At 63.5% G+C, this 15,217-nt stretch carries 12 protein-coding genes; 4 read left to right on the top strand and 8 right to left on the bottom strand.

What is annotated here, in order from left to right:
- The first annotated feature begins 11 nt into the window (after positions 1–11).
- Positions 12–1,136, top strand: a complete 1,125-nt coding sequence (locus tag L0U83_RS20305; RefSeq protein WP_233885759.1) for an amidase — start codon at positions 12–14, stop codon at positions 1,134–1,136.
- 22 nt (positions 1,137–1,158) lie between these two features.
- Positions 1,159–1,902: an SDR family NAD(P)-dependent oxidoreductase gene (locus L0U83_RS20310; RefSeq protein WP_233885760.1), complete on the top strand. Its 744-nt coding sequence runs from the start codon at positions 1,159–1,161 to the stop codon at positions 1,900–1,902.
- A gap of 46 nt (positions 1,903–1,948) precedes the next feature.
- Here L0U83_RS20310 and L0U83_RS20315 read toward each other — a convergent pair whose 3' ends face one another.
- Positions 1,949–2,584: a response regulator transcription factor gene (locus L0U83_RS20315; RefSeq protein ID WP_233885761.1), complete on the bottom strand. Its 636-nt coding sequence runs from the start codon at positions 2,582–2,584 to the stop codon at positions 1,949–1,951.
- A gap of 336 nt (positions 2,585–2,920) precedes the next feature.
- Between L0U83_RS20315 and hpaC the strand changes: the two genes are divergently transcribed.
- Positions 2,921–3,451 carry a 4-hydroxyphenylacetate 3-monooxygenase, reductase component gene (hpaC, locus tag L0U83_RS20320; RefSeq protein WP_233885762.1) on the top strand — a complete coding sequence of 177 codons (531 nt, stop codon included), beginning with the start codon at positions 2,921–2,923 and terminating at the stop codon, positions 3,449–3,451.
- Positions 3,452–3,843: 392 nt separating this feature from the next.
- Entirely contained in the window at positions 3,844–4,782 is a 939-nt protein-coding gene (locus L0U83_RS20325; RefSeq protein ID WP_233885763.1) for a helix-turn-helix domain-containing protein, read from the top strand.
- Between the two features lie 30 nt (positions 4,783–4,812).
- Here the strand turns inward: L0U83_RS20325 and L0U83_RS20330 are convergent, their stop codons facing one another.
- The 7 genes from L0U83_RS20330 to L0U83_RS20360 all read right to left on the bottom strand — a co-directional run bounded on the left by L0U83_RS20330 (position 4,813) and on the right by L0U83_RS20360 (position 15,131).
- Complete coding sequence (locus tag L0U83_RS20330; protein ID WP_233885764.1) at positions 4,813–5,835, bottom strand: phosphotransferase enzyme family protein; 1,023 nt, start codon at positions 5,833–5,835, stop codon at positions 4,813–4,815.
- A 10-nt stretch (positions 5,836–5,845) separates the two neighbouring features.
- Positions 5,846–7,129 (bottom strand): aminotransferase class III-fold pyridoxal phosphate-dependent enzyme, encoded by a 1,284-nt coding sequence (locus tag L0U83_RS20335; protein WP_233885765.1) that lies wholly within the window; start codon positions 7,127–7,129, stop codon positions 5,846–5,848.
- Positions 7,122–8,339: an MFS transporter gene (locus L0U83_RS20340; RefSeq protein WP_233885766.1), complete on the bottom strand. Its 1,218-nt coding sequence runs from the start codon at positions 8,337–8,339 to the stop codon at positions 7,122–7,124. The genes L0U83_RS20335 and L0U83_RS20340 overlap by 8 nt, the downstream gene beginning before the upstream one ends.
- A 24-nt stretch (positions 8,340–8,363) precedes the next feature.
- Positions 8,364–9,842, bottom strand: a complete 1,479-nt coding sequence (gene styD, locus L0U83_RS20345; RefSeq protein WP_233885767.1) for a phenylacetaldehyde dehydrogenase StyD — start codon at positions 9,840–9,842, stop codon at positions 8,364–8,366.
- Positions 9,843–9,871: 29 nt separating this feature from the next.
- Complete coding sequence (locus L0U83_RS20350) at positions 9,872–10,858, bottom strand: WD40/YVTN/BNR-like repeat-containing protein (RefSeq protein ID WP_233885768.1); 987 nt, start codon at positions 10,856–10,858, stop codon at positions 9,872–9,874.
- A gap of 22 nt (positions 10,859–10,880) precedes the next feature.
- The gene (locus tag L0U83_RS20355) at positions 10,881–13,244 is read right to left on the bottom strand and encodes an efflux RND transporter permease subunit (RefSeq protein WP_233885769.1); all 2,364 of its coding nucleotides are present in this window, start codon (positions 13,242–13,244) and stop codon (positions 10,881–10,883) included.
- Between the two features lie 63 nt (positions 13,245–13,307).
- Positions 13,308–15,131, bottom strand: coding sequence for a DUF1302 domain-containing protein (locus tag L0U83_RS20360; protein ID WP_373321067.1), 1,824 nt, complete (start codon positions 15,129–15,131; stop codon positions 13,308–13,310).
- Between the last annotated feature and the right edge of the window lie 86 nt (positions 15,132–15,217).

A 15,217-nucleotide genomic window follows, 5' to 3' on the forward strand; every position in this document is an offset into this window, starting at 1 on the left:
AAATCGAATCGATGAGCGCATTGATCAGTGCCTTCACTCGTGGAGGCGACGGACCCACCATCGTCATCAAGGACACCATCGACATTGCGGGCATGCGCACGACGGGCGCGAGCCGCGCGCTCGCAGAAACCGCGCATGCGCAAAAGCATGCGGACGTGGTGCAGTTGCTGCTCGACGCGAAGTGGAAAATCGTCGGCAAGGCCAACATGCACGAACTGGCGTTCGGCATGACGGGCATAAACGATTACACGGGCACGCCCGTCAATCCGCAAGACGCGACGCGCATTCCGGGCGGCTCGTCGAGCGGCTCTGCGAGCGCGGTCGGCCAGGGAATCGCGGAAGCTGCGCTCGGCACCGACACGGGCGGCTCGATTCGCGGCCCCGCCGCATGTTGCGGCGTAATCGGCCTCAAGCCCACGTTTGCGCGCGTTTCGCGGCGCGGCGTCGCGCCCGCCGAATCGACGCTCGATTGCGTGGGCCCGTTTGCCCGCGACATGCGCATGATCGTCGAGACGATGGGCGTCATCGCGCCCGCATTCGACAAGGCAGCCGCGAGCAAGAAAGTCACCGCGTGCAGGATCGGCATTGCGCAAGTCGATGCGCGAGCGGACCTGCTTGCCGCCGTCACGCGTGCGCCGCAGCGTGCGGGGTTTTCGTCACAGGCCATCGAGCTTGCGGGCCTCGCCGACGCCTTCCACGCGGGCCTTGCGCTCATCAACGTGGAAACGTGGGCGGCGTTCGGCCATCTCGTGGATAGCGGCAAGCTCGGTGCGGATCTCGAAACGCGCCTGCGCGCCGCTTCGTCCACTACGTCCGACCAGGTGAGCGCGGCGGAACGCGTGCGCCGCAGCTTTACCGATTCCGTGGATCGCGCGCTAGACAGCGTCGATGTGATCGTGATGCCGACGCTTCCCGCCCTGCCCATCACGATTGACGATGCGCGGCGCGGCGTGTCGGTGATCGCGATGTCCTCGCTGATCCGCCCGTTCAATCTCAGCGGTCATCCGGCGCTGAGTCTGCCGCTGCCCATTGAAGGCTCGCCGCTGAAGGCCGGGCTGCAGATCATTGGACGCCATGGCGCCGACGAACAGGTTTGCGCCGTTGCTGCAGCGTTCGAAGCAGCGCTCGCCAGCTGAAATTTTCAAGGAATAGAAACCCATGTCCAGCAGAGTCATCCTCGTTACCGGCGCGGCGCGCGGCCTCGGCGCCGTGATTGCCGCGCGCTTTCATGCGGCGGGCTACCGCGTCGTCCTCGGCGACGTAGCATTCGATGCCGCCGCTGCCACCGCGCGCGCCTTGAGCGCCGATGAATCGAGCGCATTTGCGTTGAAGCTAGACGTCACGCGCAAAGAAGATTTCGTGAGCGCGCGCGATGCGATCGTCGCGCGCTGGGGCCGTATCGATGCGCTCGTGAACAATGCGGGTGCATCGAAGGTCGTGCCTGTCATGGAGATCACGGCCGAACAGTTCGATCAGGTCATCGACGTCAATCTGCGCAGCGTGCTGTTCGGCTGCCAGGTGTTCGGACAGCACTTCGCGAATCATGGCGAAGGACGCATTGTGAATATTGCTTCGCTGGCCGGCCAGAATGGCGGCTCGGCAACGGGCGCGCACTATGCGGCGGCCAAGGGCGGCGCCATTACGCTCACCAAAGTGTTCGCGCGTGACCTCGCCGCCTCTGGCGTGACCGTGAATGCCATTTCGCCGGGGCCGCTCGATTTGCCTATCGTGCACGAGAGCGTGCCCGCGGACAAACTCGACAAAGTGATTGCGAGCATTCCCGTGGGGCGCCTGGGCGCCGCCGACTACGTCGCCGACGCCGCAGTGCTGCTCGCCTCGGGCAACGCGTACTTCGCCAACGGCGCATGTTGGGACATCAACGGCGGTCTTTATATGCGCTAACCCGTGCGCTGATTCATGCGCCAGAACGCGCAACGCACACGCCGCCTCACGACGTGTGCGTCTGCGCGTTCTGGTCCCATACCGCCATCACATCGCGCACGAGCGTCGCGATCGACGCGGCACCGAGTTTGTCCTTGATGCTCGCGCGATGCACGTCGACCGTCTTCACGCTGATGTCGAGTTCCGACGCGATGCGCTTGCTGCCCTTGCCGTCGATCACACCGCGCAGCACTTCCCGCTCGCGCCCCGTGAGAGATTCGAGGCGTTTGCGCAGATCACGCCGTTTCTGGTCGGCGGCATGACGCTGCGTGGCAAGCTTCATTGCGCGTTGCACGCGATCGAGCATTTGCTGCGAGTTATACGGCTTTTCCACGAAATCAATCGCGCCGTTTTGCAGTGCGCGCACGGACATCGGTATGTCACCGTGTCCACTCACGAAAATGATAGGTAACGTCGCACCGCGCCGGTTCAACTCCGCCTGCACATCGAAACCGCTGGTTTCTGGCATGCGCACGTCGAGCACCAGACATGCAGGAACTTCCGGATCGAATGCACGCAGAAAATCGGCTGCGTTGGCGAATCCTTCCGATTTCACGCCAACCGATTCCAGCAGCCACGCGAGCGAGGTGCGCATGCCGTTGTCGTCGTCGACGATATAAATGACCGGAGCAGGTAAAGTCATCTGCTCTCTCCGCTATTGTTCGTTGCGAAGCGCTGCGAGACGTGCCCTGTGCCGTCCCATTTCATTTGCGCGCTTGCGCAGTTGCATGACCCATCATAACCAGCCAATAAAGCCCTGAAAATGCGCATTACCCCGTAATTTCCCCACGCATTTTCAAAGCGCACATACCGGTTTCGGCGATACCTGGTGAAATCTTTAGTAGGCTCGGGAGCGACGCCATCACGCAGGCCAATCGCGACAGTATTTTTCGCGCGGTGCTTGCCGTACGCTGTGAATTACAGACTCGAATCACAGGCTCGAATCACAAGATCAGCAATTGCACGGAAAACACCCATCATGTCCGACACATCCAGCACGCTCCCGACGAATGACACCCGCAAGGATTTCCGCCAGGCGATGGCGCATTTGTCCGCCGCCGTCAACGTGATCACCACGGCCGGTCCTTTCGGCCGCTGCGGCATTACCGCGAGCGCCGTGTGCTCCGTCACGGACGCGCCGCCTACGCTGCTCGTCTGCCTGAACCGTTCGAGCGCGATGCACGCCGCCTTCGCAGGCAACGGCCGCGTATGCGTGAATGTGCTGCCCGGCGAGCACGAGCTGCTGGCGAAACACTTCGCGGGTCTCACGCAACTGCCGATGGACGAGCGCTTTAGCCTGCCGTTCTGGGATGAAGGCGAGCATGGCGTGCCCGTGTTGCGCGATGCGCTCGCGAGCCTGCAAGGCGAGATCGTCGAACTCAAGGACGTCGGCTCTCATTCGGTCATGTTCGTGAAGGCGACCCATATTCGCGTGCGCAGCGACGGCGACGGTCTCGTCTACTTCGACCGCAATTTCCACCGCCTGGTTCGCCCGTGCGCCGCGGCGTAGATCGCACCCTGGTAAAACCTTTAGATCGGTGAGGAAACCCACCAGGCGCCCTGCCGCACGCACGCATTTTTTTCTCGCGCGGCGGCGGGTACGCTGCTTTCATATCACTAGCCAACCCACGCCGCCTCACGAAGAAGGTGCGAGCGCATACATCAGACAAAACGATCGGCGAGCACAGGATCAATCACGGCGCGCCACGACACAGCCGATGCGGCGAAAGGAGACAAGTCAACCAAAGCAAGCCAGGGGCATCCCGGAGAGGGCCATCCCGGACTTGCGAGAAAGCATTCTGCCCGTCATCCTCACACCGGAATTAACCGACCAGGCGGTCAGTGAATGGTGACCAGGATGGCCGCCACCCCGATCGGTACCGCGTTTTATTCGCAATCAGCATGCAGCTCGAGAATCACACCTTTACCGACGCCGGCGAACACGCGGCGCTGCTTTCCGGCTGGGAACAGCAATACTTCCAGCTCGATTGTGGACAATTCCACGGTCGCCTCCAGCAAATCGGCAGCGACGGCATACACGTGTTCTACGAGTCCGTGAACCGCCGTATCGTGCAGCAGGGCAGCACGCCCAGCGACATGCTCGTGTTCGGCATCGTGCTCGACGCAAGTTCTCCGGTGACTTTCGCGGACCGCGCCGTTACCGCCGATTCCCTGATCTGCGCGCGGGCGAACCGCGAGTTCGTGCTGCATTTCCCGGGCGAGACCGCCATACTCGGCATTGGTGTGAAGGTGCCATTCCTGAGCGAGCGCCCGGAGTTGGCCGCACGCCTCGAAAGCCGCTTTTTCACCAAGACTTCCGTCATTCCGCTCGAACCCGGCGTGCGAGAGCAGTTCATCGCGTTGTGGCGTTACGTAACCGACGAGGCATTTGCGTTGAACGCGTTCGCCGAGTCGGAACTGGCCCAACGCACCGTGACCGCGCAGATCTTCGAGATGCTCGATGCCGTGGTCGAGAGCGGCACTCAGGACGATAAAGCCGATATCACGTGGATGTCGCATAGCGACGTGGTCGCACGCGCGCACGAGATGATCATTGCGCGCCCGCTGGAACCCGTGACGGTGCACGAGCTTTGCGAATCGCTGCGTATCAGCCGCCGCACGGTGCAGACGAGCTTTCGCCTCGTGACGGGCAAATCGCCCGTGGAATATATGCGCGCGATACGCCTGAACTACGTGCGCCAGTTGCTTCGCAAAGCGCCGTCGGCCGAGCTCACCGTGCGCGACGCGGCGCAGCGCTGGGGCTTTTTCCATTCGGGTCATTTCACGCAGGACTATCGCGAGCTTTTCGACGCCATGCCTTCGGACAATCGTCCGAAATAACGTGCGCCGGAGCACGCCCCGGCGCTGCCCTCACCTGCCGCGCAGATATTCCTCTACAGCCGAAGTCGCGTAGTCGATCAGTACCGGCGTGAGTGTCTTTGCCGTTTCCGTGTGCTTCTTCTTATGCACCCAGCCGAGGTAGGTCGTGCTGCGCGCCGCCATGAAAAGCGGCAATTGCCGCAGTTGCTCATCGACTAGCGGACGATGCGCGCGGTAGCCCGTCACAAAGGCTTCCATCGCGGTATCGAAGTACGGCTCGCCGCGAATGAAGTAGAGCGACGTCGCAACGTCGAACAAATGCCAGCCGAAGCCCGCATCGTCGAAATCGATCACGCGCACGCGCTCGCCATCCACGAGTACGTTCTCGGGCACGAGATCCGCGTGGATCAGGCCGAACTGCCCTGCGTCCTTGCCATAAGCGCTCAGGTCAGCCCAGAGCGCCTCGCGCGCGCGCTCGAAGAGCCGCCGTTGCGGCGCATTCAGTTGCTCCAGTTCCCAGAAACGGCCCCAGAGCGGCTCGCTGCCCGCGAGCCCTTCCTCGCACCAGCTATGCCGCTTGAAGCCCGCAGGCGCCCGCCACGCGCTCGTATGGTTGTGCATGCGCGCCGCCATGCCGCCAAGCGTGTAATAGCGGCCCGCGACGTCCTCCTCGCCGCCATCGAGCCCCGATTCGAGTGCGCCGAGTTGGCGGCCGTCGACCCATTCGAGCACGTCGATCTGCCGGCCCGCCGGCAGTTCATCGCTATGCACACGCTCGAATGGGCGCCCCGCGCGCGATTTCACCACGCGCGGCACCTCGACGCCCGCGCTCGCGAGCGCTTGCATCCACTCGAATTCCGAGTGAAGCGCCGCGTCGTCGTGATAGCCGAGGCGGTGAATGCGCAGCACCGCGCGCCGGCCGTCGCGGCTGTCCACGCGAAACACGGCGTTCTCGCGGATCTTGATCGGCGCGATCACGCAGTCGCCGAGGTCCCACATCTCAAGCGCCTGGGTGGCAAGGCGCTGCAGCGCAAACGCGTTCTCCGACGCGCGCGCGTCTTCTGCATGGGTCATCGCGATCCTCTCAAAGGGCGTTGAGCACGGCATCGAGTGTGTCGATCAACTGGTCGGCGTGGACCGTCGTGAACGGCATGGGCGGCCGGATCTTGAGGATGTTGTCGTGCACGCCGATACGGCTGATGAGCACACCGCGCTCGCGCATGGCGTTGACGACACGGCGCGCCACGCTGCCGGCGGGCGATTTCTCCGCGCGGTCTTCGACCATTTCCACGGCGAAGAAGAGTCCGCTGCCGCGCACGTCGCCGATTGCCGCGTGCTTTTGCGCTAGCGCACGCAGACGTTCGAGCACGTATTGCCCCACGTTCTGCGCGTTTTGCTGAAGGCCTTCGTCTGCGATCACGTCGAGCACCGCCATGCCCGCCGCGCACGAAACGGGGTTGCCCGCAAACGTGTTGAAGTACATCGGATTGCGTTCGGCGAAGTCTTCGATCAACTCCCGGCGCGCCACCACGCCCGCGAGCGGGTGACCGTTGCCCATGGGCTTGCCCATCGTGACGATGTCGGGCGTGACGCCAAGCTTCTGATGTCCCCAGAAATGCGAGCCGAAACGGCCAAAGCCGCCCTGCACTTCGTCGGAGATATACACGCCGCCCGCGCGGCGCACCTTCTCCACGGCGCGCGCGAGATAACCCGCGGGCACGTCCGGCAAGCCCTCGCAGGAGAGGCCCGAGCACATCAGCAGGCCTGCCACACGCACGCCGTCGGCCTCGAACGCGTCGATGGCGGCCTGCACGTCCTCGGCGTAGCGATTCGCGAGTTCGTCTTCGCTCATGCTCCCGCGTTCGCGATACGGGTCGATCACGGGAATCGTGCGCACGTAGCGGCCGCGCTGCTGCTCCGTGGATAGAAACGAGCTGACCTGCACCACCGCCGCCGTATTGCCGTGATACGAGTGCGCGGTGCAGATAATGCCCATGTTGCCCGTGCATTCCCGCGCCATGCGCAGCGCCAGTTCGTTGGCCTCGCTGCCCGTGCAGCAGAACATCACCATCGGCAGGGAAGCGTCGAAGGTCGAAACGAGGCGCTCGCCGTACTCCACGATATTCTCGTGCAGATAGCGCGTGCTCGTGTTCAGCATCGACGCCTGCTTCGCGATGGCCTCGCTCACGCGCGGATGGCAATGGCCTACGTGCGGCACGTTGTTATAGGCGTCGAGATAGCGTTTGCCTTCGGCGTCGTAAAGCCAGACGCCTTCGCCGCGCACGAGATGCAGGGGCGTGTCGTAGAAGAGCGGCGCGCGCTTGCCAAGCACGCGGTAGCGCCGCTGCAACAGGTCTTGATCAGGCATCGGAAGTCTCCGTATCGGTGGCGGCGCGGCGCAGCATGCGCGCATGCGAGCGCACCGGGAAATAGATGAGGAACCAGCTCGCGACGAACAGCGCAACGCCGGACCCGATCACCTGAGAATAAGCGCCGGACGTCATGATCCAGGCGGCGAGCGCGGGACCGGTCGCGAGACCGATCATCTGCATGGCGGTGGCAGCCAGCACCATGCGCCCGCTCCGGTCGAACACGGCCATCGACGAGAGCAACGCGGGCTGGGCGACGTTCCAGAAGAAGTTGTAAATGCAAACAACCAGCGCGAAGATAGCAAACGTCGTGTGCGTAGTGAGAAAGAGCAGACACAGCGAACCGCCGAGCACGCTCACCGTGAGCGCGCGCGAGCGGCCGATGCGCGTGCCCCACACGCCGAACGCCCACGCACCGAGCACGCCCATGAACTGCGAGAGCGTGAGCGCGTTGGCCACCTGCTGCTCGCTCAGACCGTCGACGGTGCCGATGAGGAACAGATAGGCCCAGACGATGCCCTGCGCGACGAAGTACAGCAGCATGGCGAGCAACGCGGACGCCTTCGCAGGCCTTGGCAGCTCGATCGCGTTCGCATCGGATTGCGGCGCGCTTTCGCCGCCGCGCGGCAGGTAGCGCACGAATGGCAGCACGACGAGCGGAAACGCGGCGAAGAAGAACAGCAGCAGCTTCATGCCGCCAATGGCGAACGCACTCGGCACGAGCCACAACCCCAGCGCGCCGTAAATCATCACCCACATGACCATGTAGCCGAAGTTGCGGTCGGGGTTGGCTGTCAACCCGACCGCCGCGAAGCTGAGCGAAATGAGGCCGCCCGCGCCAATTCCCACGAGCAGTCTCAGCACAAGAAATACGCGGTGATCGGGCGTGAACGCCGAAGCCGCGTTGCCGAACGCCATCAGCAGGATCGACAGCACGATCACCGTGCGCCAGTTCACGCGCTTCGCGAACAGCGGGAGCAGGATGGAGCTCAACGCAATGCCCCACACCTCCACCGAAGCTGCGTAACCCGCCGCGACCGCGTCGAAGCCCAGATACTTCACGAAGCCCTCTACGACCGCGGGCTGAACGATGAACACCTCTGGCCCGACCACGCCCGCGAGTATCGCGACCCACAGGCGTGCTCGTGATTTCGCATTCGTCTCTTCGCGCATGGCGAGGCCCTGCAGATCCGCTGGTGACGTATTCATTGTGCCTTGATCCTCGAACGTGGTTCAGTAGGCGAAGCAGACAGATTTCGTCTCGGTATAGGCGTCGATGATCGCGCGGCCATGTTCGCGCCCCACGCCCGACGACTTGAAGCCGCCGAACGGCAGCGCCGGATCGACCATATTGTGCGAGTTGACCCACACCGTGCCCGCTTCCATGCGGTCGACCACGCGAAGCGCCTTGTCGAGCTGGTTCGTCCACACGCTTGCGCCGAGACCGTACTCGCTCGAATTCGCGGCGCTGATCGCCTCTTCGAGATCGTCGTAGGGCATGGCAACCAGCACCGGGCCGAACACTTCTTCGTTCACGAGCGAAAGCGGCTTGCGCCCTTCGTTGGCGACCACGGTCGGACGCACGAAATAGCCCGCACCGTCATGCGCCGCGCCGCCCGCCATGATTTCGCCGCCCTGCGCACGGCCTTCGGCGATCATGCCGACGACCTTGTCGCGATGGCGCGACGAAACAAGCGGACCCATCTGCGTCTTCTCGTCGAAACCCGAGCCGAGCACGAGGCTGTTGGCCACTTGAGCGATGCCTTCCACGATCTGCGCGTACATAGAGCGCGGCACGTAGAGACGCGAGCCTGCCGTGCACACCTGGCCGTGGTTGAAGAAGATCGCGCCCGCTGCGCCTTCAATGGCCTTGCGCGGATCGCAGTCGTCCAGCACGATCACGGGGCTCTTGCCGCCCAGTTCGAGCGACACGCGGCGGATATCCCGGCCGCACTGCGCGCCGATGATGCGCCCCACTTCGGTCGAGCCCGTGAACGTCACCTTGTCGACATCGGGATGACGCACCAGCGCCGCGCCTGCCGTTTCGCCACGACCAGTCACGACATTGAGCACGCCCGGCGGGAAGCCTGCTTCGAGCGCCAACTCGGCCAGGCGGATCGCGGTGAGCGGCGTTTCCTCGGCGGGCTTGAGCACCACCGTGCAGCCGCACGCGAGCGCCGGCGCGATCTTCCACACGGCCATGAGCAGCGGGAAGTTCCACGGCACGACGGCCGCGACCACGCCCACCGGCACGCGCTGCGTCGACGCGCGGTACTGTACGCCCGGCGGAAAGCTCAACGACAGATCGACGGTGCTGCCTTCGATCTTGGTCGCCCAGCCCGCCATGTAGCGCAGCCACTGTGCGCTGCCGCCAACTTCGAGCATGCGCGAGAAGCCGAGCAGCTTGCCCTGGTTGAGCGTCTCCAGCGCTGCGAGTTCGTCGCCGTGCTGTTCGACGAGATCGGCAAGCTTGAGCAGCAGGTGTTCGCGCGCGGCGGGCGGCATACGGCGCCATTCGTTCGATTCGAACGCGTTCTTCGCCACGGCCACGGCGGCCGCGACGTCATCGGCGTCGCCGTCGGGCACCTGGGCGATCTCGCGGCCGCTGGCCGGGTCGTACACGGCGAATGTCTTGCCACTGCGCGCTGGCACGGCGCGGCCACCCACGATCATCTGGGTATGGAGGTTTGCAAGCAATTCCTCGATGTGCATCTCAGCTCCTGACTGGTTTGTTTGGCAACTTATTTGGCAACTAAGCCATCTTTGGAAAACAGGACGGTCGAACCGTCTTGCTTCAATATCAATGCGGTCAGCGCATCGCGTCCCGGCAATTGCTTCGTCGCGAAATCGTGCGCTCCCGCCGTTTTGACCATCACGTAGCCGTCGAGCGCCACGCCTGCAACACTGGTTGCGTTCGCAACTAGACCAGTGATTGAACTGCTCGCACCGGAACTCACGGACTGCCATGTCGCACCGCCGTCCTGGCTTGCGAACAGATTGCCGCGCAGGCCACCCACGTAGACCGTGCGGTCAGTTGCGACCACGCCGCTCCAGAGCGTGCCCTTATAGCCTGTGTGCAGCGCCTGCCAGCTAGCGCCGTCGTCGCTCGACTTGAATACGGTGCCTTGCTCGGCAGCGATATAAACGTCCTTCTGCGGTCCGGGGAACACGGAGAAGAAGTTCAGCCCGCTCTTGCCTGCGGCCGCGCCCTCGCCTACCGGCTGCGTTTTCCACGTTGCACCGCCATCGTCGGTCGTGATGAGCAGCGACCACAGGCCCACGGCCCAGCCGTGCATTTCGTCGCGGAACGCGATGGAAAAGAGCGGCTGGTCGACGCTCGTATCCGCGCGTTGCTCGCGCCAGTGCTCGCCGCCGTCGTCGGTGCGCAGCACGACGCCCCAATGTCCCGCCGCCCAGCCGTGCTGCGCGTCGACGAATGAGACCGAGGTAAGGGTTGCGTTGGCGGGCACGGCCTGCGCCTGGCGGAAGTGCGCGCCGTCGTCATCCGAAAGCAGGATCACACCGCGTTCCCCGACCGCGACGATGCGGTTTCCCGCGAGCGCCGCGCCGAGCACCATCGAATGCTCCGCGTCGGCACGGTGCTTCGCGGCGACGACCGCGACCGTGTTGTCCGGCGCCGCGCCAGCGAGCGCGGCGTGTGTGTAATGCAGGCCCGCAAGCAGCGCGAGTGCTGCGCAGGCGATCTTCGAACCCTTTGTTCGTTGCATGGCGAATCGTCCTCGTGGCGGGCTAGTGAGTGAAGAAGCTCGAGCTTTTAACCGCCGAGCGGCGCGGGAAGAGCCGTGTGAGCCAGACCGCGAGCGCGGGCAGCGCCGTCATCGCCATCACGAGGTTCACGATGAACATGAACGCGAGCAGCTTGCCCATGTCCGCCTGGAACTTCAGTGCGGAGAAACTCCATGTCGCGACGCCAACAGCAAGCGTGATTGCCGTGAAGATCGTCGCCACGCCCACTTCGAGAATCGACTGTTCGACTGCCTTCACCACGGGCACGTCATGCGAGAGATGCAGTTGCAGCCGGTTGTAGATGTAGAACGCGTAGTCCACGCCGATACCCACTGCCAGCACCATGACCGGCAAGGTCGCGACCGTGAGGCCGATCTGCAGTTGCTTCATGAACCAGTAGCCGATGAAAGTCGCCACCGTCAAAGGCAGGCAGCAGGCGATCACCGCGCGCAGGTCGCGATACGCGAGCAGCACGAGCACGACGATGGCCGCGTAGACGTAGAGCATCATCGGCAGTTCGCTGCGCGCCACTTCGTCGTTGGTCGCGGCGAGCACGCCCGCGTTGCCGGCAGCAAGCCGGATCGTCACGCCCTCCAGATGGTTTTCCGCGCGGTACGTCTTCACGGCATCGATCACGCGGTTGATCGTCGCTGCCTTGTGGTCGGCCAGGAACAGATGCACCGCAGTCATCTTGCAGTCCTTCGTCATGTAGCCGTGCACCCGGTTGATTTCGGCGCTCAGCGCCGCATAGTTGGTCGGGTCGATCGGCACGACGAACATCTTCGGATTGCCTTCGTTATAGCCCTCGTTGTAAGTGCGCAGCATCAGCGGATACGAGCTGACCGAGACGACACCAGGCACCCGGTTCATCGAGCCGGTAAAGTCGTCTTCGAAGATGCCGAGGCGCGGGTCGGTGCAGTCGGCAACGCGCGGCGTCTCGAACACGACCGTGAGCCAGTCGAGGCCGACGTCGTAGCTGGTTGCGATCGCAACGGCATCCTGGTTGAAGCGCGAGTCGGCGCGCAGCTCGGGGGCGCCAGGCTGTAGCGTGCCCACCACGCGATCGCGGCTTTGCCACACCGCCACGCCGAAAATCATCGCGGTCACGGCAAGCGTGATCGCCGCATTGCGCGGCTCGGCCAGCCGCGCGAGCAGCCTCAGCCAATGCGCGCGCCGCTCGCGAGCGGCCAGCGCGCGGTCCGCGTACTCCTTGGTGAAATGCAGACACGATGCAACGACCGGCAGCATCACGAGGTTCGTCACGATCTTGTAGCCAACGCCGAGCGAAGCCGTGATCGCCAGTTCGCGCACCATCGGAATGGGAATGAGCAGCAGCGTGATGAACGACACGAGCGCGGTGACGAGCGCGAGCGTGCCGGGGATCAAGAGGCCGCTGAAGCTGTGACGCGCGGCTTCCATCGGGCTGCGTCCATGCGACAGCTCGCGCACGATGAAGTTGATCTGCTGAATGCCGTGCGAAACGCCAATGGCGAAGACGAGAAACGGCACCAGCACCGCGAGCGGGTCGAGGCCGAAGCCGAGTATGCGCAGCGTGCCGAACTGCCACACGAGCGACGTGAGCGAGCACACGATAGGCAGGATCGTGAAGCGCAGCGAGCGGCTGTACCAGTAGACGGCCGCCGCCGTGAGCACCAGCGCGAGCGCACAGAACACCAGCACGCCCGAAGCGCCGTCGGCAATGTCGCCGATCTGCTTCGCGAAGCCGATGATCTGCACCTGATACGCGCCGTTTTCATAGGGCTTGCGCAGCTTCTCTTCGAGGATATGGTTGAACGCCACGTAGTCGAGCGCCTTGCCGTTCGCGTCGCGCTCGTTCAGCTCCGCCGTCACCATTGCGCTCGTCTGGTCACGCGAGACGAGCACGCCGACGTAGCCGCCCGCCGAGGTGGACTGGCGAATCGAGGCGATCTTCTCGGGCGTGAGACTCTCCGGCGTGATCGTGCCGTCGATCAGCGGGTCGGCGCGAAAGCCGTCTTCGGTGATCTCGTTGACGAACGAGTTAGGTGTCCAGAGCGACTGCACGCCGCCGCGATCCACGTTCGGCAGATAGCCCACGGCCTGCGTGATTTCGTAGAGCCGGGTGAGGCCTTCGCGCGTCCAGATCGTGCCGTTGCGCGCCTTGAGCACAACCGTGATGCGGTTCGCGCCGAGCAGATCGTTCCGGTATTGCTGGAAGGTCTTGACGTACTCGTGTTCGGTCGGAATCTGCTTCTCGAATCCGGCGTCCATGCGCAACTGCAGCGCGAACACGGCCATCACGACCGTGAATAAGGCGATCACGCCCAGCGTGATCGCGCGATGCCCGAACAGGAACCTCTCGAGCTTGCCAACCAGACGATTCAACACATTGCGCCCCTCAAAGTCTGCTGCCGTTTTAGGCGCGCACCAACAAGGCGCGCGCCTGCCTGCTTAAAAATTGCGTGTTGCGAAGATGCCGACGAAATTGCGGTCGGCGTACGGCTGCCCAACGGTGTCGTGACCACCGAAGAAAGCCGTGAAGTTGATACCGGCCTGCCAGACCGTCGGGTTCTGATTGAAAAGCAGATAGACGTTGACGGACTTCGCGCCCTGCATGTAGTTCGCGGTGAACGTTGGCGTGTAGCCGTACAGAGCGTCGCTGAACGTCACGCCAGGCGTAACTTGCCAGCCAGGAATGATCGTGCCGTCATAGGTCCAGTTGAAGTCGATCGTCGCGCCGACCGAGCTTGCCGTGCCCTTTGCCGCCGTGATCGGGTAACCGAGGCCTGAGTCGTTGTTCAGCCAGGTGAAGTAGCCCGCGGCCGGCGCCTGCGTCACCTGCTGGCCATCGACCGTGCGCGTCACGCCGTTCGAATTGAGGCCCGGGTAGTAGATCCACGCGAGTTCCATCGTGAGCACCGCCATGTCGGCGTGAAGCAGCTTCAGGAACGGATATTCGCTTTGCGTGAGATTCAATTGCCCGTTGATCAGATACTGCAGCTTTTTTCGGTCTTCCCACTGCTGGCAATTGACACCCGACACGCCATTCGTGTTGAAGTCGAGCGGGCCGCCCGCGCCAAAGCACCCGGACAGCGCGACCGCATCGTGCGGACGATACGAAAGTTCGGTGCCGATCGCCCAGTCGCCAATACCAAAGTTCGCACTCGCACCGAACAGCTGCCGGTTCTGGAGATACTGGAACTGTTCCGTGCCATTCGCCAGCGCCGAGGCAACCGGTGACTTGTCGGTATAGTTTTCGTAATAGAAGCCGAAATTGACGTCGACGTTCTTCGGCTTGTAGTTGAACTTGACGCCGAACTGCGGGCGGTATTTGTTCGGCAGTTGCGTCGAGGTCGGAATGCCGATCGAGTTGAACGGAGGGCCCGCATACACCCCGTTGACGAGGCCAGAGTTAATGCCCGAGATCGCCTGCGAGTTGCCCGCGTTCGGACCCGCGATCGTGCCCGCGTCGGGGCCGTTCACGTTGCCGTTGATCGTGCTGATCGTCAACGGGCCCGCGCCGCGCCCGAAAATGTCGCCCGCGGACCAGTAGGAGCCGACCGGCGGATAGCGGTTGCTTTCCCAATTGAACTGGTAGTAGGCCTCGGTGCTGAGTCCCGAAGTGATGCCCGCCGCGAAGCTGATCATCGGTTCGGGCAGCAGCGCCTGCTTGAGCTGGGTGCCCGGAATCAGCAGCTTTTGAATATCAACGGCGTTGGTCGCATTGATGCCGTTGGTCGCAAAGAAGCTCTCGCCCCAGTTGATGACCTGATTGCCGAGCCGCACGTGCGCCGAGCGGTCGTTGAGCGTGAAATCCTTCTGGACCCAGAGATCGAGCAGATCGACCGGATAAACAATCTGCGCGGCAGCGGTGCTCGACAGCGGCGTTCTGTTCGTGTCGTTCGCCAGAAAGTCGTACATCGCGGTGCCGCGCACCATGAACTTGACGCCTTGACTGGGCATCGTGAGCAGCAGCTCGCTCGTCGCGCTGACATACGTGCTGAACGGCTGCCCTTTGCGATAGTTGAGGTTGCCATCGTCGCCCGATGCCCACTGCGCTGTGTTCGCACCCGCGCCGCAGCCATTCGCGTTCGGGTCGCCGGTGAGCGAGCAGCTCGGGTTCTTGACCCGAATGCCGCCGCCCGCCGTGAGGTTCGAGACCCACGATCCGTTGACGGCGCCGTCGTCGAGTGTGAACTCGTATGCCGAGGCCCCCTGTGCCGCCGTTAGCATGACTAATGAAACTGCTGCGCTGATTTTTGTCTTCGATATCACGCTTTTCCCCTGCCCGCTTTCTTCCAGGTCGAATATGAAGGGTGGCGGCGCACGTCCCCGCGCGCGCGCCGCCACTGCCGGACGCT

This window comes from Paraburkholderia flagellata (assembly GCF_021390645.1).
Taxonomy (GTDB): domain Bacteria; phylum Pseudomonadota; class Gammaproteobacteria; order Burkholderiales; family Burkholderiaceae; genus Paraburkholderia; species Paraburkholderia flagellata.

Bases quoted from the DNA above. Each gene is read 5' to 3' on its own strand.
- L0U83_RS20325 (WP_233885763.1), top strand. From the start codon at position 3,844: ATGCAGCTCGAGAATCACACCTTTACCGACGCCGGCGAACACGCGGCG.
- L0U83_RS20330 (WP_233885764.1), bottom strand. From the start codon at position 5,835: ATGACCCATGCAGAAGACGCGCGCGCGTCGGAGAACGCGTTTGCGCTG.
- styD (WP_233885767.1), bottom strand. From the start codon at position 9,842: ATGCACATCGAGGAATTGCTTGCAAACCTCCATACCCAGATGATCGTG.
- L0U83_RS20340 (WP_233885766.1), bottom strand. From the start codon at position 8,339: ATGAATACGTCACCAGCGGATCTGCAGGGCCTCGCCATGCGCGAAGAG.
- L0U83_RS20305 (WP_233885759.1), top strand. From the start codon at position 12: ATGAGCGCATTGATCAGTGCCTTCACTCGTGGAGGCGACGGACCCACC.
- L0U83_RS20315 (WP_233885761.1), bottom strand. From the start codon at position 2,584: ATGACTTTACCTGCTCCGGTCATTTATATCGTCGACGACGACAACGGC.
- hpaC (WP_233885762.1), top strand. From the start codon at position 2,921: ATGTCCGACACATCCAGCACGCTCCCGACGAATGACACCCGCAAGGAT.
- L0U83_RS20310 (WP_233885760.1), top strand. From the start codon at position 1,159: ATGTCCAGCAGAGTCATCCTCGTTACCGGCGCGGCGCGCGGCCTCGGC.
- L0U83_RS20350 (WP_233885768.1), bottom strand. From the start codon at position 10,858: ATGCAACGAACAAAGGGTTCGAAGATCGCCTGCGCAGCACTCGCGCTG.
- L0U83_RS20335 (WP_233885765.1), bottom strand. From the start codon at position 7,129: ATGCCTGATCAAGACCTGTTGCAGCGGCGCTACCGCGTGCTTGGCAAG.